24 protein-coding genes are annotated in these 18,827 nt (G+C 60.2%); 13 read left to right on the top strand and 11 right to left on the bottom strand.

The features are described 5' to 3' along the window. Positions 1–133 precede the first annotated feature (133 nt). On the top strand, positions 134–1,438 hold the full coding sequence (ltrA, locus tag Q7L05_RS10595) for a group II intron reverse transcriptase/maturase (protein ID WP_303905946.1): 1,305 nt from the start codon (positions 134–136) through the stop codon (positions 1,436–1,438). 293 nt (positions 1,439–1,731) lie between these two features. Here the strand turns inward: ltrA and Q7L05_RS10590 are convergent, their stop codons facing one another. Continuing rightward, the gene (locus tag Q7L05_RS10590) at positions 1,732–2,484 is read right to left on the bottom strand and encodes an RES family NAD+ phosphorylase (protein WP_303905943.1); all 753 of its coding nucleotides are present in this window, start codon (positions 2,482–2,484) and stop codon (positions 1,732–1,734) included. 6 nt (positions 2,485–2,490) lie between these two features. After that, a complete protein-coding gene (locus tag Q7L05_RS10585) occupies positions 2,491–2,844 on the bottom strand; it encodes an MbcA/ParS/Xre antitoxin family protein (protein WP_303905940.1) in 354 nt (117 codons plus the stop codon). Positions 2,845–3,425: 581 nt separating this feature from the next. Here Q7L05_RS10585 and Q7L05_RS10580 point away from each other — a divergent pair. Continuing rightward, the gene (locus tag Q7L05_RS10580; protein ID WP_303905937.1) at positions 3,426–3,734 is read left to right on the top strand and encodes a hypothetical protein; all 309 of its coding nucleotides are present in this window, start codon (positions 3,426–3,428) and stop codon (positions 3,732–3,734) included. A gap of 107 nt (positions 3,735–3,841) precedes the next feature. On the opposite strand, the gene Q7L05_RS10575 is transcribed toward Q7L05_RS10580, so the two are convergent. After that, positions 3,842–4,024: a hypothetical protein gene (locus Q7L05_RS10575; protein ID WP_303905934.1), complete on the bottom strand. Its 183-nt coding sequence runs from the start codon at positions 4,022–4,024 to the stop codon at positions 3,842–3,844. 81 nt (positions 4,025–4,105) lie between these two features. Here Q7L05_RS10575 and Q7L05_RS10570 point away from each other — a divergent pair, with 81 nt between their 5' ends. From Q7L05_RS10570 to Q7L05_RS10560, 3 genes are all read left to right on the top strand, one after another. After that, the gene (locus Q7L05_RS10570; RefSeq protein WP_303905931.1) at positions 4,106–4,450 is read left to right on the top strand and encodes a helix-turn-helix domain-containing protein; all 345 of its coding nucleotides are present in this window, start codon (positions 4,106–4,108) and stop codon (positions 4,448–4,450) included. Between the two features lie 33 nt (positions 4,451–4,483). After that, entirely contained in the window at positions 4,484–4,837 is a 354-nt protein-coding gene (locus Q7L05_RS10565; protein WP_303905928.1) for an antitoxin Xre/MbcA/ParS toxin-binding domain-containing protein, read from the top strand. Positions 4,838–5,108: 271 nt separating this feature from the next. After that, on the top strand, positions 5,109–5,618 hold the full coding sequence (locus Q7L05_RS10560; protein ID WP_303905925.1) for a type 1 glutamine amidotransferase domain-containing protein: 510 nt from the start codon (positions 5,109–5,111) through the stop codon (positions 5,616–5,618). Between the two features lie 513 nt (positions 5,619–6,131). Here the strand turns inward: Q7L05_RS10560 and Q7L05_RS10555 are convergent. Continuing rightward, on the bottom strand, positions 6,132–6,788 hold the full coding sequence (locus tag Q7L05_RS10555; RefSeq protein WP_303905922.1) for a DsbA family protein: 657 nt from the start codon (positions 6,786–6,788) through the stop codon (positions 6,132–6,134). Then, positions 6,785–7,255, bottom strand: a complete 471-nt coding sequence (locus Q7L05_RS10550) for a disulfide bond formation protein B (protein ID WP_303905918.1) — start codon at positions 7,253–7,255, stop codon at positions 6,785–6,787. The genes Q7L05_RS10555 and Q7L05_RS10550 overlap by 4 nt, the downstream gene beginning before the upstream one ends. A 230-nt stretch (positions 7,256–7,485) precedes the next feature. Between Q7L05_RS10550 and Q7L05_RS10545 the strand changes: the two genes are divergently transcribed. Next, entirely contained in the window at positions 7,486–8,721 is a 1,236-nt protein-coding gene (locus tag Q7L05_RS10545; RefSeq protein ID WP_303905915.1) for an MFS transporter, read from the top strand. Between the two features lie 165 nt (positions 8,722–8,886). Here Q7L05_RS10545 and Q7L05_RS10540 read toward each other — a convergent pair whose 3' ends face one another. Further along, entirely contained in the window at positions 8,887–9,753 is an 867-nt protein-coding gene (locus Q7L05_RS10540) for a peptidylprolyl isomerase (protein ID WP_303905912.1), read from the bottom strand. A 318-nt stretch (positions 9,754–10,071) separates the two neighbouring features. Here Q7L05_RS10540 and Q7L05_RS10535 point away from each other — a divergent pair, with 318 nt between their 5' ends. After that, positions 10,072–10,464 carry an antitoxin Xre/MbcA/ParS toxin-binding domain-containing protein gene (locus Q7L05_RS10535; protein WP_303905909.1) on the top strand — a complete coding sequence of 131 codons (393 nt, stop codon included), beginning with the start codon at positions 10,072–10,074 and terminating at the stop codon, positions 10,462–10,464. Between the two features lie 28 nt (positions 10,465–10,492). Here the strand turns inward: Q7L05_RS10535 and Q7L05_RS10530 are convergent, their stop codons facing one another. Next, on the bottom strand, positions 10,493–10,852 hold the full coding sequence (locus tag Q7L05_RS10530) for a hypothetical protein (protein WP_303905906.1): 360 nt from the start codon (positions 10,850–10,852) through the stop codon (positions 10,493–10,495). Between the two features lie 128 nt (positions 10,853–10,980). On the opposite strand from Q7L05_RS10530, the gene Q7L05_RS10525 reads away from it, so the two are divergent. Together Q7L05_RS10525 and Q7L05_RS10520 are read left to right on the top strand one after the other, a co-directional pair. Next, positions 10,981–11,241: a DUF5062 family protein gene (locus tag Q7L05_RS10525; protein ID WP_303905903.1), complete on the top strand. Its 261-nt coding sequence runs from the start codon at positions 10,981–10,983 to the stop codon at positions 11,239–11,241. A gap of 17 nt (positions 11,242–11,258) precedes the next feature. Continuing rightward, positions 11,259–12,092 (top strand): LEA type 2 family protein, encoded by an 834-nt coding sequence (locus tag Q7L05_RS10520; protein WP_303905901.1) that lies wholly within the window; start codon positions 11,259–11,261, stop codon positions 12,090–12,092. A gap of 26 nt (positions 12,093–12,118) precedes the next feature. Here the strand turns inward: Q7L05_RS10520 and Q7L05_RS10515 are convergent, their stop codons facing one another. The 3 genes from Q7L05_RS10515 to Q7L05_RS10505 all read right to left on the bottom strand — a co-directional run bounded on the left by Q7L05_RS10515 (position 12,119) and on the right by Q7L05_RS10505 (position 14,201). Beyond that, positions 12,119–12,337 (bottom strand): hypothetical protein, encoded by a 219-nt coding sequence (locus Q7L05_RS10515; RefSeq protein ID WP_303905898.1) that lies wholly within the window; start codon positions 12,335–12,337, stop codon positions 12,119–12,121. 369 nt (positions 12,338–12,706) lie between these two features. Then, positions 12,707–12,964, bottom strand: coding sequence for a hypothetical protein (locus tag Q7L05_RS10510; protein ID WP_303905895.1), 258 nt, complete (start codon positions 12,962–12,964; stop codon positions 12,707–12,709). Positions 12,965–13,232: 268 nt separating this feature from the next. After that, positions 13,233–14,201, bottom strand: a complete 969-nt coding sequence (locus tag Q7L05_RS10505; protein ID WP_303905892.1) for a hypothetical protein — start codon at positions 14,199–14,201, stop codon at positions 13,233–13,235. A 130-nt stretch (positions 14,202–14,331) separates the two neighbouring features. On the opposite strand from Q7L05_RS10505, the gene Q7L05_RS10500 reads away from it, so the two are divergent. After that, positions 14,332–14,739 (top strand): DUF2267 domain-containing protein, encoded by a 408-nt coding sequence (locus Q7L05_RS10500; RefSeq protein WP_303905889.1) that lies wholly within the window; start codon positions 14,332–14,334, stop codon positions 14,737–14,739. 111 nt (positions 14,740–14,850) lie between these two features. Here Q7L05_RS10500 and Q7L05_RS10495 read toward each other — a convergent pair whose 3' ends face one another. Next, on the bottom strand, positions 14,851–15,141 hold the full coding sequence (locus Q7L05_RS10495) for a hypothetical protein (RefSeq protein WP_303905886.1): 291 nt from the start codon (positions 15,139–15,141) through the stop codon (positions 14,851–14,853). A 326-nt stretch (positions 15,142–15,467) separates the two neighbouring features. Here Q7L05_RS10495 and Q7L05_RS10490 point away from each other — a divergent pair, with 326 nt between their 5' ends. From Q7L05_RS10490 to Q7L05_RS10480, 3 genes are all read left to right on the top strand, one after another. Then, on the top strand, positions 15,468–16,526 hold the full coding sequence (locus Q7L05_RS10490; protein ID WP_303905883.1) for a DNA polymerase IV: 1,059 nt from the start codon (positions 15,468–15,470) through the stop codon (positions 16,524–16,526). Between the two features lie 203 nt (positions 16,527–16,729). After that, positions 16,730–17,896 carry a hypothetical protein gene (locus Q7L05_RS10485; protein ID WP_303905880.1) on the top strand — a complete coding sequence of 389 codons (1,167 nt, stop codon included), beginning with the start codon at positions 16,730–16,732 and terminating at the stop codon, positions 17,894–17,896. Between the two features lie 473 nt (positions 17,897–18,369). Further along, positions 18,370–18,663 carry a TusE/DsrC/DsvC family sulfur relay protein gene (locus tag Q7L05_RS10480; protein ID WP_303905878.1) on the top strand — a complete coding sequence of 98 codons (294 nt, stop codon included), beginning with the start codon at positions 18,370–18,372 and terminating at the stop codon, positions 18,661–18,663. Positions 18,664–18,827: the final 164 nt, after the last annotated feature.

Raw genomic sequence — 18,827 nt, 5'->3', positions numbered from 1 at the left:
GTCAGCGAGTCGTCGGAGGTGGCTGATAGTACCGATGAAGACAGCGAACCGACCCAAGGGAGCTGTTGAAGGGAAGCGGCCACTCGAACCAAAACGACTTCTGGAGGGACAGATGGTGTCAACACAGAGTGACATGCACATCTTAACGAAACAACAGAAGATAGCGCAAAAGTCGAGACAATCGCCACAGCTGGCCTGGACCTGCCTGGCCCACCACATCGACTTGGTGTGGTTGGAAGCGGCCTGGCGACGGACACGCAAGGACGGTGCGGCAGGTGTAGACGGTATCACGGCACAGGAGTACGAGAGGCAACTGACAGAGAACCTGACAGCGCTGCTGAACCGGTTCAAAAGCGGGAGCTATCGTGCCCCGCCGGTACGCCGTGTCCACATACCCAAGGAAGGGACAAAGAAGACCCGCCCGATAGGGATCCCTACGCTGGAGGACAAAATCCTCCAAAGAGCGGTGCAAATGGTGCTGGAGCCTATTTACGAGCAGGACTTTCTGGACTGCTCCTACGGGTTTCGACCCAAGCGCAGCGCCCACCAGGCCCTCGAAGCGCTTTGGCGCGGCCTGATGCGCATGGGAGGTGGCTGGGTAGTGGATCTGGATATCCAGAGTTTCTTTGATAGTGTGGACAAGGCAAGGATGAGGGAATTTCTCGATAAACGGGTGCGTGACGGCGTGCTCCGTCGCACACTGGGCAAGTGGATGAAAGCTGGCGTGATAGAGGCAGGGCAGTACAGCCGCCCCGAACACGGCGTGCCGCAAGGCGGTGTGATCAGCCCCTTGCTATCGAACCTGTACCTACACGAAATGCTCGATCTGTGGTTCGAGCACGAGGTCAAACCACGTCTGAGAGGGTCAGCCTTCATGGTGCGGTTTGCCGATGATGCGGTACTGGTATTCAAGCAAGAGGCCGACGCCCGACGGGTGTTGGAAGTACTGCCCAAGCGCTTTGGCCGCTTCGGGCTGACCCTGCATCCGGACAAGACCCGGTTGGTGGATTTTCGGATCCCACCCAAGCGGGACAAGGCGGGCACGCAGGGCGAGCGCAGCTTCGACGTGCTGGGTTTTACCCACTACTGGGGGCGCTCCCGGAAGGGGCGCTGGGTGGTACAACGCAAGACAGCCAAAAGCCGCTTTGGGCGAGCCGTGCGAAGGATAGCGCAATGGTGCCGCGCCAATCGCCACCAACCGGTGGCGGTGCAATGCAAGGCACTACGCCAAAAGCTCAAGGGGCATTATGCTTACTACGGGATCAGTGGCAATGCCAAGGCACTGTCGCGGTTTCGTAGCGAGGCTCAACGGCAATGGCGCAAATGGCTGGCTCGTCGCTCCCATGCGGGGCGGATGAACTGGGAAACATTCCAGCGACTGAGTCAGCGTTACCCCCTCCCGCCCGTGCGCGTGGTGCATAGTCTCCACGTCACGTAGCGAAAGTTTGGTTTGAGGAGCCGGATGCGTGAGTTGCGCACGTCCGGATCTGTGGGAACCGCGGGTGAGCAATCACCCGTGGTCACCCGGCCACTTTGCGTTCTTTGCGTCTTAGCGGTGAATAATCCGGATCTAGAAAAAACTTCCTCTCCCTGGGGGAGAGGGGAAAGTGAAGGCGTTCAGTGCATGTTGACTGCCTGGTTTTTGATTCCCCTCATCCTGGCCTTCTCCCGGAGGGAGAAGGGAAAAAACCCTTTTTTAAACAGCCTGTTAGACCAGCAGAAGCATGTGCGCTACAGCGCCGGCTGCGGAAGACGCCCGTCGTGTAAAGAGTGCTCCGCCTGGAAAGCCGCTGTGCTGTTTTCGGAGGCGTTCAGAAACGTGACGCGCTCGCTGTTCACCTGGCACCACAGCGATTCCATCAGCGTTGGGGTTTTCGATGCCAGGCTGGACGGTCCGAACAGGGCGACATTCTCGCCGCCGTCGGGGTCGCGTGCCGAGGGAAATTCGAAGGCTTCGATTCCCGCTTCTCGCATGGCCGAGCCGAGCGCCTGGGTGTGCGAGTAGTCCGCCGGGTGGGCGAGTGTTTTTCGGTGCCCGTCGCATGGCGCGAGCTGGAGCTGGAGACCGTGCTCGGCAGCATACTGCGCCTGGAACAGGGTGTGGCGCGTCTGGATCCGCCTGGGTGGAGGCGTGGCCATGCCGTACCAGAACAGCAGGCGGTAGTAGGCACACTCCGCCAGCGCCGTATTCGCGGAAAGCGAGCCGTAGAAGAGGGAGGGTTCGTGGCGACGCCCATAGCGGGAGCCATACTTCAGCGGCGGGTACCGAAACGGGGTCATCAGGATGTAGTGCAGCCTGTCGCTGCCGGCGCGCACGGGCGGTTTTACCCCCTCCAGCATCTCCTCCAGCACGCTCTGCTCTTCGAGCGACTCTACCAATTCGTTGGTGGCGACCTGCTCCTGGCTCTCCACGATTCGAAACAGCACCCCGCCGATGCGGCGGGCCGCTTGGTGCAGCCGGCATTGGGTCCAGAGTTCCGACACGCGTTTTCAGACTTTTCCGCGGATCGCGTCGAGGTAAGTCATCACCTCCACCAGGCCTTGAACACTCTGCACCTGTTGCGCCGGTATTCCGCCCGTATGCAGGTTGTGGGTCGTCATCCAGTGGCGCATCTGCTCCGGATCACCGCCCATGAGGGCGAACAGGCTGCGATAGCAGCGGATCAGGAGGAGTGCGAGTTCTCCCTCTTTGGATTCCGGGTCGATGCCCCGGCGAAAGGCGGAGCGATCCCTGCCGATCACTCTGCCGAGGCTTGCCTGATCCAGCCCGAGCTGCTGCCCGGCCTTTCGCAAGGACTTGGTCAGGATTGCGGTTTTGTCATCCTTCAGCGCTGGGTTGGCCATCTTTCGGCCTCCTGTGTGCGACTTATATCCAAATTAGACCACCAAAGCGGCAAATGCAACAACATTGTATAGCGGGAGAACCCGCTAATAGTGGCTCTCGCGTTGTTGCCGTGATTCTCGTTCACGTTTGCCACATGTTACGGCAGCGATGATCAGGTAGCGGTACCCTGGCTGAGCATATCGCTACCGTCGACGAGATGATTGGCGGCCGTTCGAATGCTGCCGAACCGGCTGGTATACCTTGGATGGTCACGCCACTGAAGTGTGGACTTCGTTGTCATGGTGCAAGGCTGGGGGCAGTTCGGCGACCTGGTTGGCGCCATTTGTCGGGACTTCACCTTGACTTTACCCGGTAATACTGGTTATTTATACACTACTCAGCCAAAGCGCCGGACGGCAGATCCTGGCACATCCTCCACCCGGCTAACCCTAAGGACGGCAAGACCAGACTTACGGCTGCGCTCCTTTATCGTCGGGGTGTGTGACAGGCAGCCCTGCGGTCATTGCGACGTCGAGGCTGCTTTTGCTTGAGCTTCCGCGAAACGCCGGCTGGTGTCGGTCAACACAAGGAGCTAAGTTGCATGTCGCACATGATCACTCTCTGTCCCCAGTCCACCGGTGGCCTGATGCTAGCCGATAACTGCTTCGTGCAGGTGCATGAGGAGGAAGGCGAGTACCGGCCCTTCTCCAGCGCGCTGGTGGAGTACACCGATCTCGTTGACAAGAAGCTTCCCCAGATCCGCGCCCTTGGATGGGCCCTGGAAAGCGCCGAGTACTTCCCGGAGGGCAGCATCAAGGATATGGGCTTGCTCATCATCGACCTGGTGGATGAGGTGATGCTGGCCCAGAAGGCGATGTGGGCGGAGTATAACCGGCGGCAGGCGCAGTAATATGTTCACCTTGCCCCGGCGTGCTGCCACCGTGATATTTTGTGGCCAATTTCGGCCGAAAGGGGCTCGCATAGCAGGGTCATTTCCCGAATTTTGGACAACCCCGTTCAGGCATCGCCCCCTTCAGTCCGCTTAAGCTCGATCCGCCCCATCTCGAGTGCTTCCCTTAACAGGTAAAGCATCCATTTCGACTCCGGGTCGTACGGCCTTTCCCACCTGGCGATTAGCTCCTCCAGTTCGGCAATTTTCGCTTTGAGACGCTCGCTCGCTGTATCGCTGTTTTCACTCATAACGCGCTCCGTGCATCGATGCTTAGTATTCCTAAGTATCTTCGAGGGCGCCAAATTACTAAGAATCCCTAAGTACGTCAAATGCCGACTGGGGGAAAGATGGAGCACCATTCACCGATTCCGAACCGCCTCAAGCAGGTTCGCCTCAACATCGGGATATCGCAGAAGGAGTTGGGGATTCGTGCCGGAATCGATGAGTTTTCCGCAAGTCCGCGCATTAACCACTACGAAAAGGGTCGGCACTTGCCTGATTATTCGATGATGGAGCGTATCGCGGACGCCCTTGGTGTCCCGGTACCCTATTTCTATACCCAAGACGATAATCTGGCGGGTTTGATTCTCCAGTGGGGCCGGATGTCGGAGGTGCAGCGCCGGACGCTGTTGGAGGAGCTGAAGACGAGTGCGAACGCTGGCTCTCGGCCGTAGGGCCAGTCTGTTCATTTATAGCGATGCCCATGTATGAATGACCCCCTGTTTTCTCCAGAAAAACTAAGCCAATCGGTAGTCCAGGCAGGTGATCTGCTCGGTCTGGTCCGTGCCGAGGTGGCGCGGATACTCGGCTTCAAGTGCGAGTCGATCAGTGCGCTTTATAACGGACGTCTATTGCTGGAAGAGGGAACAAAGGCGTGGCGGGAAGCGGTGCTGTTTGTCCGTTTTTATCAGTTGCTGGATGAACGGATGGCGGGGGATGAGGCTCGGATGGTCAACTGGTTGCGGCGAGAGCAGGAGGCGTTGGGTAGTTCGCCATTTTACCTCATCATCGATGAGGGGCGGCTGGCGGATGTCGTGGCGTACCTGGAGCAGCAGTCCTGACCGGCGGCAGACATATCAGCTTCACATAGATCCTTCACTCCGATGTGGCGCTGCCGTATCGATTTCCTCCGACACGCTGATCTCGGAAATCTCGTACCTCAGTCGGGCATAGTTCCCGCGGAAAGACTACGCGGGTCAACGGGGACGGTCTTGTGTCGGATCTCCCGGTCAGTCCACAACGATATACTGAACCAAGATATTCGGTCGCGCGCTCGCGGCATGGTCCTGCTATAGATGTCGGGAGATGACATTCACTCAAAGGAGAGTGGTGATGCGGGCCATTATGATTAGTGCCGACGGGTTCGAGGACGCGGAGCTGTTCAAGCCTTTGGAGGCGTTGCGGGCGGATGACATCGAGGTGGTGCTGGCGACGCCCGGGGGCGCGTCGATCACTGGTAAGCGAGGGGCTACGGTAGAGGCTGATAGTGCGATTGAGCAGGTGGATCCGTCCGCCTTTGATTTGCTGGTGCTGCCTGGCGGGAAGGCGCCGGCGCAGTTGCGGAAGGACGCGAAAGTTCTGGCAATCGCCCGCGAGTTCTTCGCGGCCGATAAGCCGGTCGCGGCGATCTGCCACGGTCCGCAGATCCTGGTTTCGGCGGACTTGCTACGCGGCAGGAAGGCGACCGCCTACAGTGCGGTGGCGCCGGAGCTCAAGGAGGCGGGCGCCGAGTATCGCGACGAGGAGGTGGTGGTCGACGGCAATCTGATCACTTCGCGCAAGCCGGGGGATATCCCGGCCTTTATCGGGGCGGTGCGGGAGAAGCTCGGTATTCAACCGTAAGGAAGCTTCCGGGGGCACCTCCAGTTGTGATTGGGCGCGCGTTATGGGCACGGGTAAACCGGATGGATGTGCCTGGCGCGCCTAACCCATTCCACGGAGATCGGAGGCTCGGTCCCGGTAGGAGGCGCGCCCTCGCGGCGATTTCCATTGCGGGGAGCATCGCGCCGCGGGCGGCCCTTCTACCAGAAGACGGAGCCAAGCCCTGCCCGTAGGAGGCGCGCCCTCGCGGCGATTTCCGTTGCGGGGAGTATCGCGCCGGGGGCGGCCCTCCTACCAGGGGACGGAGCCATAGCCCGGTAGAAGGCGCGCCCTTGCGGCGATTTCCGTTGCAGGGAGCATCGCGCCGGGGGCGGCCCTCCTACCGGGGGACGGAGCCATAGCCCTGCCCGTGGGAGGCGCGCCCTCGCGGCGATTTCCGTTGCGGGGAGTATCGCGCCGGGGGCGGCCCTCCTACCAGGGGGAGCCCGGGCTTGGGGGTGGAATTGATTCCCCCAGAGAGTTTTCGACGGGCTGCTAGCGCGACCGCGCTTCGCTCAGGGCATTGTCCACCAGATCCTTCAACTGCTGGTATCCGAAGCTCGGTAGTGGCTTGCCGTTGACGAAGAACTCGGGCGTCTTGGTGACGTTGAGGGTTTGGGCATCTTCCAGGTCCTGTGCGACGACGGCGGCGACTTCCGGCGAGGCCATGTCGGCCTGCAGCTTGTCGCGGTCCAGGCCGAGGCCTTCGACCAGTGGCCAGACCCGTGCGATTTGTGCGGTATGGTTTTGTACCCATTGGTTCTGGTTTGCCAGCAGGGTCTCCAGTACCGGCCAGAACCGGCCCTGCCTGCGGGCCGCTTCCATCAGCGCGACGACCTGGTCCGAACCCTGGTGAAACGGGGCGTAGCGCAGTACCAGGCGGATCTGATCGGGATTGTCGGCCAGCATCTCTTTGACCGCGGGATAGAAGGTCCGGCAGGCCCCGCAGGCGGGGTCGAGGAATTCGACGATGACCACCGGTGCACCGGCCGGGCCAAGTGTGGGCGAGTGCATGCGGACCAGCGATGAAGGGTTGGCGTCGGCCCGTTGTGAGGACTCCCGGTTTTTCTCCGCAGTATAGATCAGTGCGCCGAAGACAAAGGCCAGCACCAGGCTCGCGAAGGCAATGATGAACAGGGTCTTTTGCTTCATTGGGAACCTCTGAAACGCGCCGCGAAAAGTAGTACGGCGATGGTTGAAAAGGCCGCGATCGACATCATCGGGATGGTCAGGAAACCGAACCACTCGACAAAAGTTTCCGAGCAGGGCACGCCCTTGGTACAGGGCTGGATGCTCTCGGGGATTACCCCTTCGATCAAAAGCAGGTGAAAGCCGGCGAGCAACCCCCCGAGCAGGGGCAGCGGCAGTGTGTACCGGATGACCTTCAGGTCGAGCGGGAACAGCCCCAGGGGCAGAATCACCGCCAGCGGAAACATGAAGATGCGTTGGTACCAGCAGAGGCTGCAGGTCGGTACCTCCATGACTTCGCCGAAAAACAGTGCGCCGAGGGTGGAGATAGCGGACAGCAGCCAGGCGGCGAAGATCAGCAGCCAGACACTGGACACATGGCCCGTATCGGAGTTGGGCGTTGGATTCATCGGAAAGGGGTTTCCGTCCATTCAATGGCGCCTTGTGCCTGCGCCTCATCAGTCGATAGGTCGGGAGTATACTCAGTAGACCCTGACGGGGGCTACGGGTTCCGAGGTCAGCAGGTACAGAATCAGCGGGTTCCCGCCACGAATAGCCGAGCAGGCACCCCGCTATCTTGCAGCTAAACTTGCTCACCGCACCCTGTTTCATCGGGCGCTATACTCACGCACCTGAAGTTCACGGCCATACGGTTTTCCCCATGTCTCCACGCTTGCTGCCCTCCGGTGTTCGGGCTTATCTCGCATTTGTCCGCACCAACCGGCGGCTACTGGCCTTCGGGCTGTTTACCGCTGCACTCTCCGGCTTTGGTCAAACCTTTTATATCGGGCTGTTTAATCCGCAGTTGCGGGAGGCCTTCTCCCTCAGTCACGGCGAACTCGGGCTGGTGTACGGCGGCGCGACGCTGGCGAGTGCCGCGCTGCTGCCCTGGCTGGGCCGGCTTTATGACAGTGTTGATCTGCGCCTGTTTCTAATCGGTGCGGCGTCGCTCCTCGCCCTGGGGTGCCTGCTACTGTTCGGGGCCGGGGGTTTGGTGGGGCTTCTGGGTGCGTTTTTCCTGTTGCGCGTCGGCGGGCAGGGGCTGATGGGGCATATCGCCCTGACCACCATGGCCCGGCGCTTTCACGGCGGGCGCGGCAAGGCGGTGAGTATCGCCGCCATGGGGTTCCCTCTGCCGGAGGCACTGTTGCCGCTCGCGGCCGTGGCGCTGCTGGCCATGCTGGAGTGGCGTGCCGCGTGGGCTGTGAATGCCGGGCTGGTGGTGGTGCTGTTTCTGCCTTTGCTGTTATGGCTTCTGCATGGGGCCAGCGACGGGGAAGCGCCGGAGCCGGGAGGGCATCGGACCGGCAGGGACCATACCCTGCGCGAGGTGGTGAGGGATGGCCGTTTCGCCCTGCTGGTGCCGGCCACCTTTGTCGGGCCGTTTGTGGTCACCATCGCCTTTTTCCATCAGGTGCCCATGGCCCACGCCAAGGGATGGTCGACCGAATTGGTGGCATCGGGGCTGACGCTGTTTGCCCTCGGGCATGTGGTCGGGCTGTTTGGCGGTGGACCGCTGGTGGATCGCTGGTCGGCGGCGCGGGTGTTTGTGCCGACGCTTCTCCCCCTGGCGGCAGCAATGGCGGTATTGGCCCTTTTTCAGGGGGCGTGGGCCGCGCTGTTGTGGCCGGGGTTGATGGGTTTGGGGATGGGCCTGTCGGCCTCGGCAACCAGCAGTCTGCTGGCGGAGCTCTACGGCGTGGCCCACCTGGGGGCGATCCGTTCGCTGCTGCACTCGTTTGCGATCGTCTCCACGGCCGTCGGACCCCCGGCACTGGGCCGGCTCCTCGACGTGGGCATTGGCACCGGACCTATCGCCGCCGGGCTGGCAACTGGAGTTGCGGTGGCGGGGCTCCTGGCTGCCACCGGCATCGCCCGCTATCGAGCCTCGGAGTAGAAACGGTCGATCGACACACTCAGCCGCCCTTCAGGAGCCTGTCAGAATGTGCGATGGGGTGAGCCCCGCGAACCCCATCGAGAAACCACCGTATCCCGGGTAATGATGGAATTCGCAGGCTCACCCCATCCTACGGTTTTCGGACGGGTACCAAATCAGCGGGGCTTACTCGGCCGTTGAAGAGTCGGCCTTTTCTTCGCCGGCTTCTCCCTTGATGGAGATGTCGGCCTTTTCCCGCAGGGCGGCGATATATTCGCTGACCTGGCGCTGCTGAACCATCTGCGCCAGCTGTCCCTTGAGGTCCTCGAAGGCGGGCGGTTCGGACTGGCGGCTGTCTACCAGTTGGATGATGTGCCAACCGAACCGGGTGTTCACCGGCTCCTTCGAGTAGCTGCCCTTTTCCATCTGCTGGAGTGCCTGTGAGAAGGGCGGCACCATCTGCTGCGGATTGACCCAGCCCAGGTCCCCGCCTTTTTCGCCGGTGGGACCGGTGGAGTGCTCACGTGCCAACTCGGCGAAATCCGCGCCGCCGTCGAGCTGAGCAATCAGCTGCGTGGCCTGCTCCTCTTCCTCTACCAGAATGTGGCTGGCCTTGAACTCGGCAATGACCATGCTCTCTTTCAGCTGGTCGTACTCTGCGTGGAGTTGCTCGTCGCTGGCCGGGCTCTCCTCCATGGCCTTGCGCACCATGGCCGACACCAGGATGCGGGTGCGCAGCTGTTCGAGTTCCTGAATTACCTTGGGGTCCTTGTCCAGATCTCGCTGGAGCGCGTCCTGGTAGACGAGTTCTTGGGTGACTAGCTCGTTTAAAAGGGCCTTTTGGTCCTGTTGTTGGTCCGAATCGGCGCGGGCGCCGCGGTATTGGTTCAGCTCAATTTCGGTGATGGCCTTGCCGTTGATGGTGGCAACGACCGTTCCCTGTTGTTCCCCGGTTGCTTCTGTGCCCCCTTCTTCGTTGCAGCCAGCGATGCCGAGTGAAAGCCCGAACACGGTAGCGAGCAAGAGAGGGGTTCTGCGGTTATATAACTCCATCGTTATTATTTTCGCTCCTGATTATGAAGAGGATTTGCCAGGGGTTCCGCCTGAAATGCTCCCGGATATCATTCTGGTCCGGCATGGCGGCGCTTGGAGTACCGTACACCATGCGGGACGTTCGAGCAGCCTCCCGTCCCCGAGCCGCCGACGGCGTTTGTCTACCGGATTCTATCGCAGGGGTCCATGCGCTGAACAATTACTTCTTCGCAAATTTGGCCATATCTATTGATTTGCGGGTCACGGGGCGCCGGGGATGGGCTCCAGGGGCTCATTCGCCTATATTCATGCCATTGCCAGCACCTCAGGAGGAGGGCCATGGCCAGAACGTTTCTCCCCGAACTGCAGAGTGAGGAGAGTCGGCGTGCGGTAGCGGAGGCGAGTGTGGCGCTGCTGGATCGGTGGGGCCTCGATGAGGGCCAGGAGAAGCTTCTGCTTGGTATCGACGCGATCAGGCCTTATCGCGAAGGCGAACCATTGCCTGATAACCTCGATGTGCTGGCCCGTGCCGGTCAGCTGCTTGCCATCGATCGTGCCCTGAAAAAGCGCTACGCCGACGACCCCATGATGCGGGACAACTGGGTCAAGTTTCCCAACCCGGCGCTCGGCGACTTTACGCCCTTACTGGTGATGCTCGGCGGACCCGACGGTCTGGTGCGCGTCCGGGACGTCGCGGAATCTCCGCCGGGGAGCACGGAAACCGGGGGATAGGCGGTACAGGACAGCGACGGCGGTCCCCTTACGGCTCTCGTGAGAAATGGGCCATTGCCTTGCCATCGCCCATGAGGGTCGCGGTGCCGTCTCCTTCCAGGTTCAGGCGGTAGTGCTCTTCGATGTCGGTGTCGAAGGCGGGCTTGCAGCTCATGGAAATCGCCTGTTTGCTCTCGCCGCTCCAGAAGCAGTGCCTTCCCGCCTCTTCCTCGCCGAATTCGAAGAGGTTGGCGCGTCCTTCGTAGGTGACCTCGAGTCGACCGAATTTGGAGCCCGACTCGCTTGTCGCGGCCCAGGTACCGGTTGCCGGGTGCGGCGAGCAGCCGGCGAGAGCCAGAAGGAGCATCGCTGCGCCCAGGAGAGATAAAGTAGTTCCCGCACGATTCATGGTGCTTTTCCAAGAGAGACCGAAAGGGGGAAACCTACGCCCATTCGACAGGGTGGGCAAACCCGGCTGCATCATTACGCCCCGGGGTTTCCAGTGTAGTATGGCCGGGAGCCGAACGGGAAACTGCGATGAAAAAGCTGAAGCATGAGGCAGAGCTGGTGAAAGAGGCGATTCTAGCCGGTATGAAGTATGGCGAGGAGCGGGGCGTGGTCGAGTTTGAAGCCACCGATTCGGCGAGCGAAAAGATTCTGTACCTCTACCGGCTACTGGTGCACGACAAGAAAATCCAGCCCTTGCCGGAGGAGCAGGTCTCGCAACAGACCATGCGTCATAAGCTGGCACTGTGGTACGCGAAGCAGCTGCCGAAGGGGCATCCATTGCTGAAGTAGGGCGATTGGGGCAAACAATGACTGGAGAGACGATGGTACGACTGGGGTTGGTGGGTTCGATGATGGCAGCGCTTCTGAGTGGCTGCGCGATGGTAAAAGAGCACGTAAAGCAGCCGGAGGTGGATCTGCGCGATGTTCAGGTGGTGGCGATGTCGCTGGCCGACGTGCAGCTCGCCTTCGATTTGGATGTCCGCAATCCCAATCCCGTTGGCATATCGATGCAGGACCTGAGCTACCGGCTCGAGCTTGCGAACAAGACCTTTTCGAACGGTACTCTGGGTGAGCGGTTGCGGATTGGTGCGAACCAGCAGTCGCGCATCACCCTTCCCCTTACCCTTCGTTACAGCGACGTGCTCGATTCGCTCACGGACCTGGGCGGAAAAGATGAGCTGGATTACCGGATCAGCGGTGAGGCGAAGTTCGGTCTCTTTGCGATCCCCTACTCCCAGTCGGGTAGCATTCCGGTGCCCCGGTTGCCCGATGTCTCGGTACAGAGTCTGCGGGTCAACGGCCTCAGCCTTTCCGGTGCGCAACTGGCGGTTGGGCTCAAGGTGAACAACACCAACCGCTTTCCCATCCGGTTTAATGGCCTCGATTACCAGATCAAACTCGGCGATGCCTCTGTATTGAACGGCGAGAGCACCCAACCGTTTGCGGTGGAGCCGAACCGGACGGAAACGCTACCGCTGAGCCTCAACCTGGACTACGGCCAAATCGCGGGTCTCACGCAGGTGTTAAAGCAGGGTGGTTCGCTGCCGGTGGCTTTCACCGGCAATCTGAAAATCCCCGGTGCCACCAGTGAGGTGACTCTTCCCTACCAGTGGAGCGGGGATGTGCCATTCAGGCGTTAACTATTTCTGGCGGCGTTAGGACATCTTCAGGGGCCGGAAGCGTCTTCGTCTTCCTCCGGCTCCTCGTCCTCGTAATCACCTTTCATGTCGATGCCCAACTCCTTTCCGACTTCCACCCAGCGCTCCTCGGCTTCGCAGGGACAGCAGTCGCACCAGTAGGCGATGCCTTCGTGCATGCTGAGGCTCTTCTTTTTCCGCTGTTTGGTCTGGCGCCTGTTGTCGCCGGACCCCTGTTCATCTGCCATGACGCTCTCCTCCCGTCCCGCTTCGGCCGTTACCGACCAGTGTAGTGCGACACGGAGCGGCGCATGCAGGTCGTTCTTCAGTTGTCGTTTGCATTGTGACGGGCTAACGCGCGACCTACGGGGCAGTTTGCAGGTCGGCCTTCAGGCCGTCGTTTGCGCTGACGGGCCAAAGCCTGACCTGCGGGGGCAGCACCGTATTGCCCTCGCCGTGATGCTTTCGTGAGCGGATATCGCCCCGGGGCGGGCCTCCTACCGGAAGGGCCGGACGCTTTCCGACCTATCGGGTAGGAGGGGCGCCTTCGCCGCGATGTTCACGGTTCGGCGGTTTATTCCTGACGATGCAAAAAAGCGATGGCCAAAGGAGCTTGGTTATTTGCTCTTGCGAGCAGCATAGGGGGAGCCTGCACCTATTCCGCTACGGGCGTTGAGGTCGCTGGCAACCTGTTCGGCGTGTTCGGTAACCGCCTTGAGGGTTCCGGGCTTTTGGCCGGTGACCACCGAGGTGCCGCGTTCAATGATGTAACAATGCCAGTTATTGCCTTCCATTCCTTCGGGTTTCTTTGCTTTCTTGACGCTGACTACGCGATATTGCGGACGTACTCTGGGTTTTTCTTCAACTGCAGACATGGCACTCGCTCCTTGTGATTGCCGTTTAATGGAGGCTGAAACGCCGCGCCGACCAGCAGTCTGCCGGACTTAGGCTGCTCCTGTGGTGCAGGATGAAAGAACGGCTCGAATTTTCCCGATTTATTCGTTGCGTAGAACCACCAGGGGCCTTAAAATCGTGAACATCCAGCCTTGCTTTACCCATCTTGCTGCTACAGGCCGCCTAAGCCTGACAGGCTGCTAGCTTCGAACGCGCCAGTTTAACAGATCCCGTACCCTATCGCCATCTCTACAGATACCCCTCCTGCTCCGCCACGGCAGACAGCAGTCCCCGCCCGCCATCGAGGCTGTTCATGATGCCGTGGCGATGGTCGATCCACCATTTGGCATCCACCTGCCCCTCCAGGTAGGCGATTGCCCGTTTGATCCCCTGGGTGACTGTGCTCCAGTGCTCCGGATCCTCCGCTTCGGCCTCGGCACTGACCTGATCAGTCCACTTGAGCACCTTGTTGACGGCGCTGAAGGCCTTGATACGGATACCTTCGGCCCATTCCACCTGTTTTTCGGAACCGTCCAGGGGCGGCAGGCCCTGTTCGCGGGCGGCGAGCCGGGCCTCATCCGCTTTCTGTTTGCGCTCCTTCGCCATCTCTTCGGCCTGGCAGAGTCGGCAGGGGGTGTCGGCCAGTTGGCGAACGCGCTCCTCCCAGGTGACGTCGTCATCACCGTAGAAGGGATGCAGCGCGATGTGGCCACAGATGTGGTTCACCACTTTCAGCTCGAACACCTCACGGCTTTCGCCGTTGCCCTGGTTGGGGCCGATCAGGGTGCAGGGAATGTCCCGCTCCGCACACCAGCCGGCGACCCCCAGTTGCTGGGTGGATTCATAGACGCGGCGGATGGTGGCACCGGTAAAGTTGCGTTCGATGACCGCGGCCTTGAATTTGCCGGCGGAGGTGAAATCGCCGGCTGGGCGCATTACCAGTCCGTCATGGCCGATATGCCACTGCCGGAGCCACTCGACGGTCTGTTCCCGCACCGCCGAACTGCGGCCGGTGATGATCATCACCGGCACACCCTCCCCCCGCGCCTGATTGAGACGATCGATGAGCGGGAGATTCGGCATGTCATCCGTGCAGGCCTCAAGGAACCGGTCCCAGTCCTTGACCCCATCGTCGTTGTAGAGGTGGTGCAGGCGATGTTCGAGCAGGGCGATCACCCCGTCGAGGCCGCAAATCACGATTTCCTTCGGTTTAGACATGCCTTCCACTTTACCCGATTCCTTCTCCGCGAACTCCAGCTTGGCGGTGAATTCGCCCCGCCTTTGCTAATTTTTGAATAGATGGGCGCTTGCCCGGATTCGGACATGAAACACTACACTGGGAGAGGCCATGGAAAAGGACCAGCTGTTCTGGGATCAAGTGGAGAGGCGCTGGCTGCCCGAAAACGACGATCTGGAGCGTGACGCCGTCCAGAGCGTGTTGATTCATCTGCGCAGGCGAATCCCCCAGGAGGAGGCTGAACACCTGTTCGGGCAACTGCCGTCATCCATCGGGTCGCTTTCGCTGGAGCCGCGGCTTCTGCAACAGGAGATCGAGGGCGGGCGGCCCGTGGACGCCCTGGATGCGCCTGAGTTTTTCCGCGTGGTTGGCAGCGAACTGGAGACTTCGGACGACATCGCGGAAAAGGCTACCGAAGCAGTTTTCGGTGCAGTCAAGCGGGTACTCCCCATTAAAGAGACAAAGCACGTCGCGGGGTTGATGCCGACGGAGCTACGGAAGGTCTGGTTGCGGGCCTGAATTTCCCGATGGCGGCTCCCGGGCGAAGCGGTTCTTTCCGGGACCGTTTCGGTGATGAGTCGGTCATTTCGGGAATTCGGCTTATCGGATGCCGCTGCCCTGATAGAAGGATTACAGGTATTCGCCCGGCACGTTCTCTTCAATCACTCCTTGCGGAGTCACAATCCAGTGGCGCATCTGTGCCGTATCCCGGCAGGACTGCGGGACGTGGGCATTGGTCAGCATCTCTGTCAGCGCCAGTGCATCCGACTGGTCGATGACCGTGTTGTCGATTATCACCCAACAACTTCGTCCATTGTTGTGGATCCGGAATTCATGACCGTCATTCAGCTTTCGGTGATAGATATCCCGGTGGCCGGCGTGTGTCTCCAGACATTTCCGGATGGCATTGATCTTTTCCATGAGCAGGCTCCCTGATTTGTTCCGCTTTGATCAACTCTAGCCCGGATTTGTCACTGGATGCGTGGCCTCTCCTTACCCTCTGTTCCCACAGCGAATTTTCTTCGGTTGGAAATACACCCGCCCTCACCCATGCAACGGTGAGAAATCCGGGCCAGGTCACCTGCACGCAACGAGTTTAGTAAGCTGGCCTCTGGCAGCTGGTCGGCTTCGGCAAATCGGCGTCCCGTCCACCTGTCCACTGTATCCCGGTGCAGGAAAACGGCGGATAGCCAATCATTTATCGGGTCGGCGCTCTAAACTGACGGCAGATTGTCAGGAAACCGCCAATGCCCTGCATTCTGCATATCGACATGGACGCATTCTTTGCGGCTGTGGAGCTTCAGCGGCACCCTGAGCTCCAGGGCGAACCGGTGGTGGTGGGCGGCCGGGGCATACCTTCCGAGCGAGGGGTGGTGTCGACCGCTTCCTACGAAGCCAGGCGCTTTGGTGTCCATTCGGGAATGCCTTTGCGCACAGCCTTTCGGCTCTGTCCGCTCTGTCATTTTCTGCCGGTCGACGGCCCGACCTATCTGAAGATTTCCGAGCACATCAAAGCCCTCCTCCGGGCGTATTCGCCAACCGTGGAGGAGGGCGGTATCGACGAGGCATTTCTCGACCTGTCGGAGGTGGCCGATCCGGTCGGGATCGCCCGTATCATCAAAGAACGCATCCGCGAAGAGACGGGGCTTACCGCTTCTGTGGGCATCGGCCCCAATAAGCTGCTGGCGAAAATGGCTTCCGACCTGGAAAAACCGGATGGGCTGGTGGCACTTGCCGAGGAGGATATCGAGCGTCGGATTTGGCCACTGCCGGTGAGGCGCCTCTGGGGAGTGGGGCCAAGGACCGAAGCCCATCTGAAGAGCATGGGGGTGAAAACCATCGGCGAACTGGCCGGAATCCCGCCAGCCGTCCTCGTTGAGGAGTTCAAACCCTCCCGTGGGCACTACCTCCACCGGGCCGCTCACGGTATCGACGACACTCCGCTGACTGCCCAGCGGGTGCCCAAATCCCTGGGCCACCAGGCAACCTTCCAGCACGATACGGGAGACCCGGAAACGGTCGAAGCCGAGCTGAACGCCCTGACAGAGGGCTTGGTAATGCGCCTGCACAATATGCGTTCACTCGCCCGAAGCGTCAGCGTGAGGCTGCGCTATGCCGACTTTGAGAGTCATACCCATGCCCTGCACCTGCCAGAGCCGACGGATGACTCTGCCGTCCTCATCGAGGCGGCAAGAAAGAATCTGCAGCGATTCGATTGGCAGCAAGCGAGAAAAGTGCGGTTGGTGGGCGTGCGTTTCGGTGATTTGCATCCCGCTGGAAAGCTGAATTCACAGCCTTTTCCTTGAACTCGAAAGCCTCCCGGTTACACGCTGACAGCGACATAAGTCCTTGAAAGCGGGGGCACGCCTTGAATACACCTGCAGGGATGCAGGAAGGGTTCCAGTTGCTACCGTTTCCCCGGGGATGGTGCTAAAGTGCTTTTCGCAGCTAATTTGCTTGTCATTTCAATAGCTTATAAGCCTATAAGGAAAATCTCCGAGGTAGCCCTATGCAATCCGGCCCACGACGAATCGTTACCCCTTTCCGCCCCATTCCGCTGGAAGTGCCCGAAGGCATCAAGCCCAACGAGTTCTTCAACAGCACCGAAAACCTGAATGACCTGGAGCACAACAACGGGCTGTTGAGCAATCCGGAGAATCTGCTGCTCTACCGCAAGGCCCTGGGACACAGCAACGAGTTTGATGCCTCGATTATCTACAACACCTCGAAGTGCATCCTCAATCCGCTGGGTCGGCCGGTGCGTCGCACCCAGGTCCCGGAGGGGGTGAAACACGTCTGGAACCGGATGAATCAGGTCATCATCAACTACATGCTGGAGCGTTATCCGGACCCGGAGCAGCACCTGATCCTGGCGGGCGAGGCGAGCCTGGACGCCACCTGGCCGCTCACCTCACCCGGGGTGCCCAGCATCCGCATGCTGCACAACCACTTCATGGTGTTCGACAAGACCGCGCTGCGCGATGCCGAGCCGGCCGACCTCGATGACCCCAACCTCACCGATGGCGGGCAGCACAGCCTGTTCGAGAAGTACATGCATGACGTCTACCGGGAGTTCATCTGCGAGGCACTCGACCTCTCCGTGCTCAAGCCGGTGAGCGACGAGTCGGCCCGGCTGGACCTGACCGGCTATCCACAGGGGCTGCCGAGCTGGGAGATCCCGGGCGGCGGGGCCACTCTGGAGAACATCCGCTTCTGGCATGAATACGACGAGGTGCTCAAGGGCTTTCTGGATTTCTACCGCACCTTTTTCAGCCAGGTCTCCACCCGCAACGCGCCGATGCCGCCGGATCTCTACTTCCCCGATGCGGTCGAGCGGGTGCTGATGTTCAACAACGACTTCCTTACCACCGCCAAGAAGGTGCGCGACCGCTGCATCACCGACCCGGCCTACGCCAATGCCGTACGCTGGCAGCCCGCCTTCAAGCAGCTCATCTACCGCAATGACGAGGGCAAGCTAATCGTCACCATCAGCCAGAACTCGATCGGCAATGCCATTACCGAGATGCTGGGTGTGTCGGTGAAGCGCGTGCCCGATGCCGAGGCCTACGAAAGAGCCGAGCCCGAATTGATCGAGCGTCTGCTCGAGGTCCGCCGTCGGCTCATCGAGGCCGATCTGGGTGAGGGAATCGAGACCAAGTACTGGCCGGCCGAGTAAATAGGTAATACTGCCACAGGGCATACGGAAACGAATCGAAGAGTGTTCCCGGTCTGTCCTGTGGTGCACACTTTTGGCTCATAGCCGCCTCGATTTCTATCTTTCGACTTTTCGCGGGGTCTGCTCGCCCGGGTGATCGCACATGGCCCAGGAAATCGGTCATCCCTTGTCACCCCGCCTGCACGGGGTTACAGGGAATGATGGAGGGGGTGAGTAGTTACTTCGCGGGCTTCTTTCGCGTAACAACTATCCTGTCGGGTAAGTGTGCGCTCACTCCTCTCTCGATGCAGGTCAGAAGGCGCCCCACCGCTAGGCAAAGAGGTATTGCTTTCCTTGAGGCGATACGATTTTGCCATTAATACTTGACAAGACGGGTGGGTATATATTTAAATCCATTCTAAATCTCTGGATATAAGCGGCTGACCGGCTGCATCCAGCAGAGGAAAAAACCCGAATCAATTGGAGGAGTAGCAATGGAGCTTCCTGAACGTGATGGTGATGGCTACCTCACCGATATGAATGCATGGACTCCGGAAATCGGCGCAGCCATGGCTGAACAGGATGGTATCGAACTCGACGACACCCGGTGGGCCCACATCATGAAGGCTCGCGAATACTACGACGAGAACTCCGTGGTGCCTCCTATCCGGAAGTTCGCCAAATTTGCGGGTGAAGACCAGAAAGAGATGTTCAAGCTCTGGTTGACCGGCCCCATGAAGCCGATCACCAAATACGGTGGTCTGCCGAAGCCGACCGGCTGCGTTTAGCCGCCGGTCGGACTTAGGAATAATCTACGCGGCAGCACGCTCCCCGACAATGCTTCATGCATTGTCGACGACCGCCAGTGGCGGCATGCGCTACTCTACAACCTGCGTTGACCCACAGGGATGTGGGGAATGCAGGAGGATTGCAGGGAGCAATCCCTGCGGAC

Source organism: Thiohalomonas denitrificans (assembly GCF_016841685.1).
GTDB lineage: Bacteria > Pseudomonadota > Gammaproteobacteria > Thiohalomonadales > Thiohalomonadaceae > Thiohalomonas > Thiohalomonas denitrificans_A.
The sequence above is the reverse complement of the archived record's forward strand: the minus strand, read 5'-3'. Positions and strand labels throughout refer to the sequence as shown.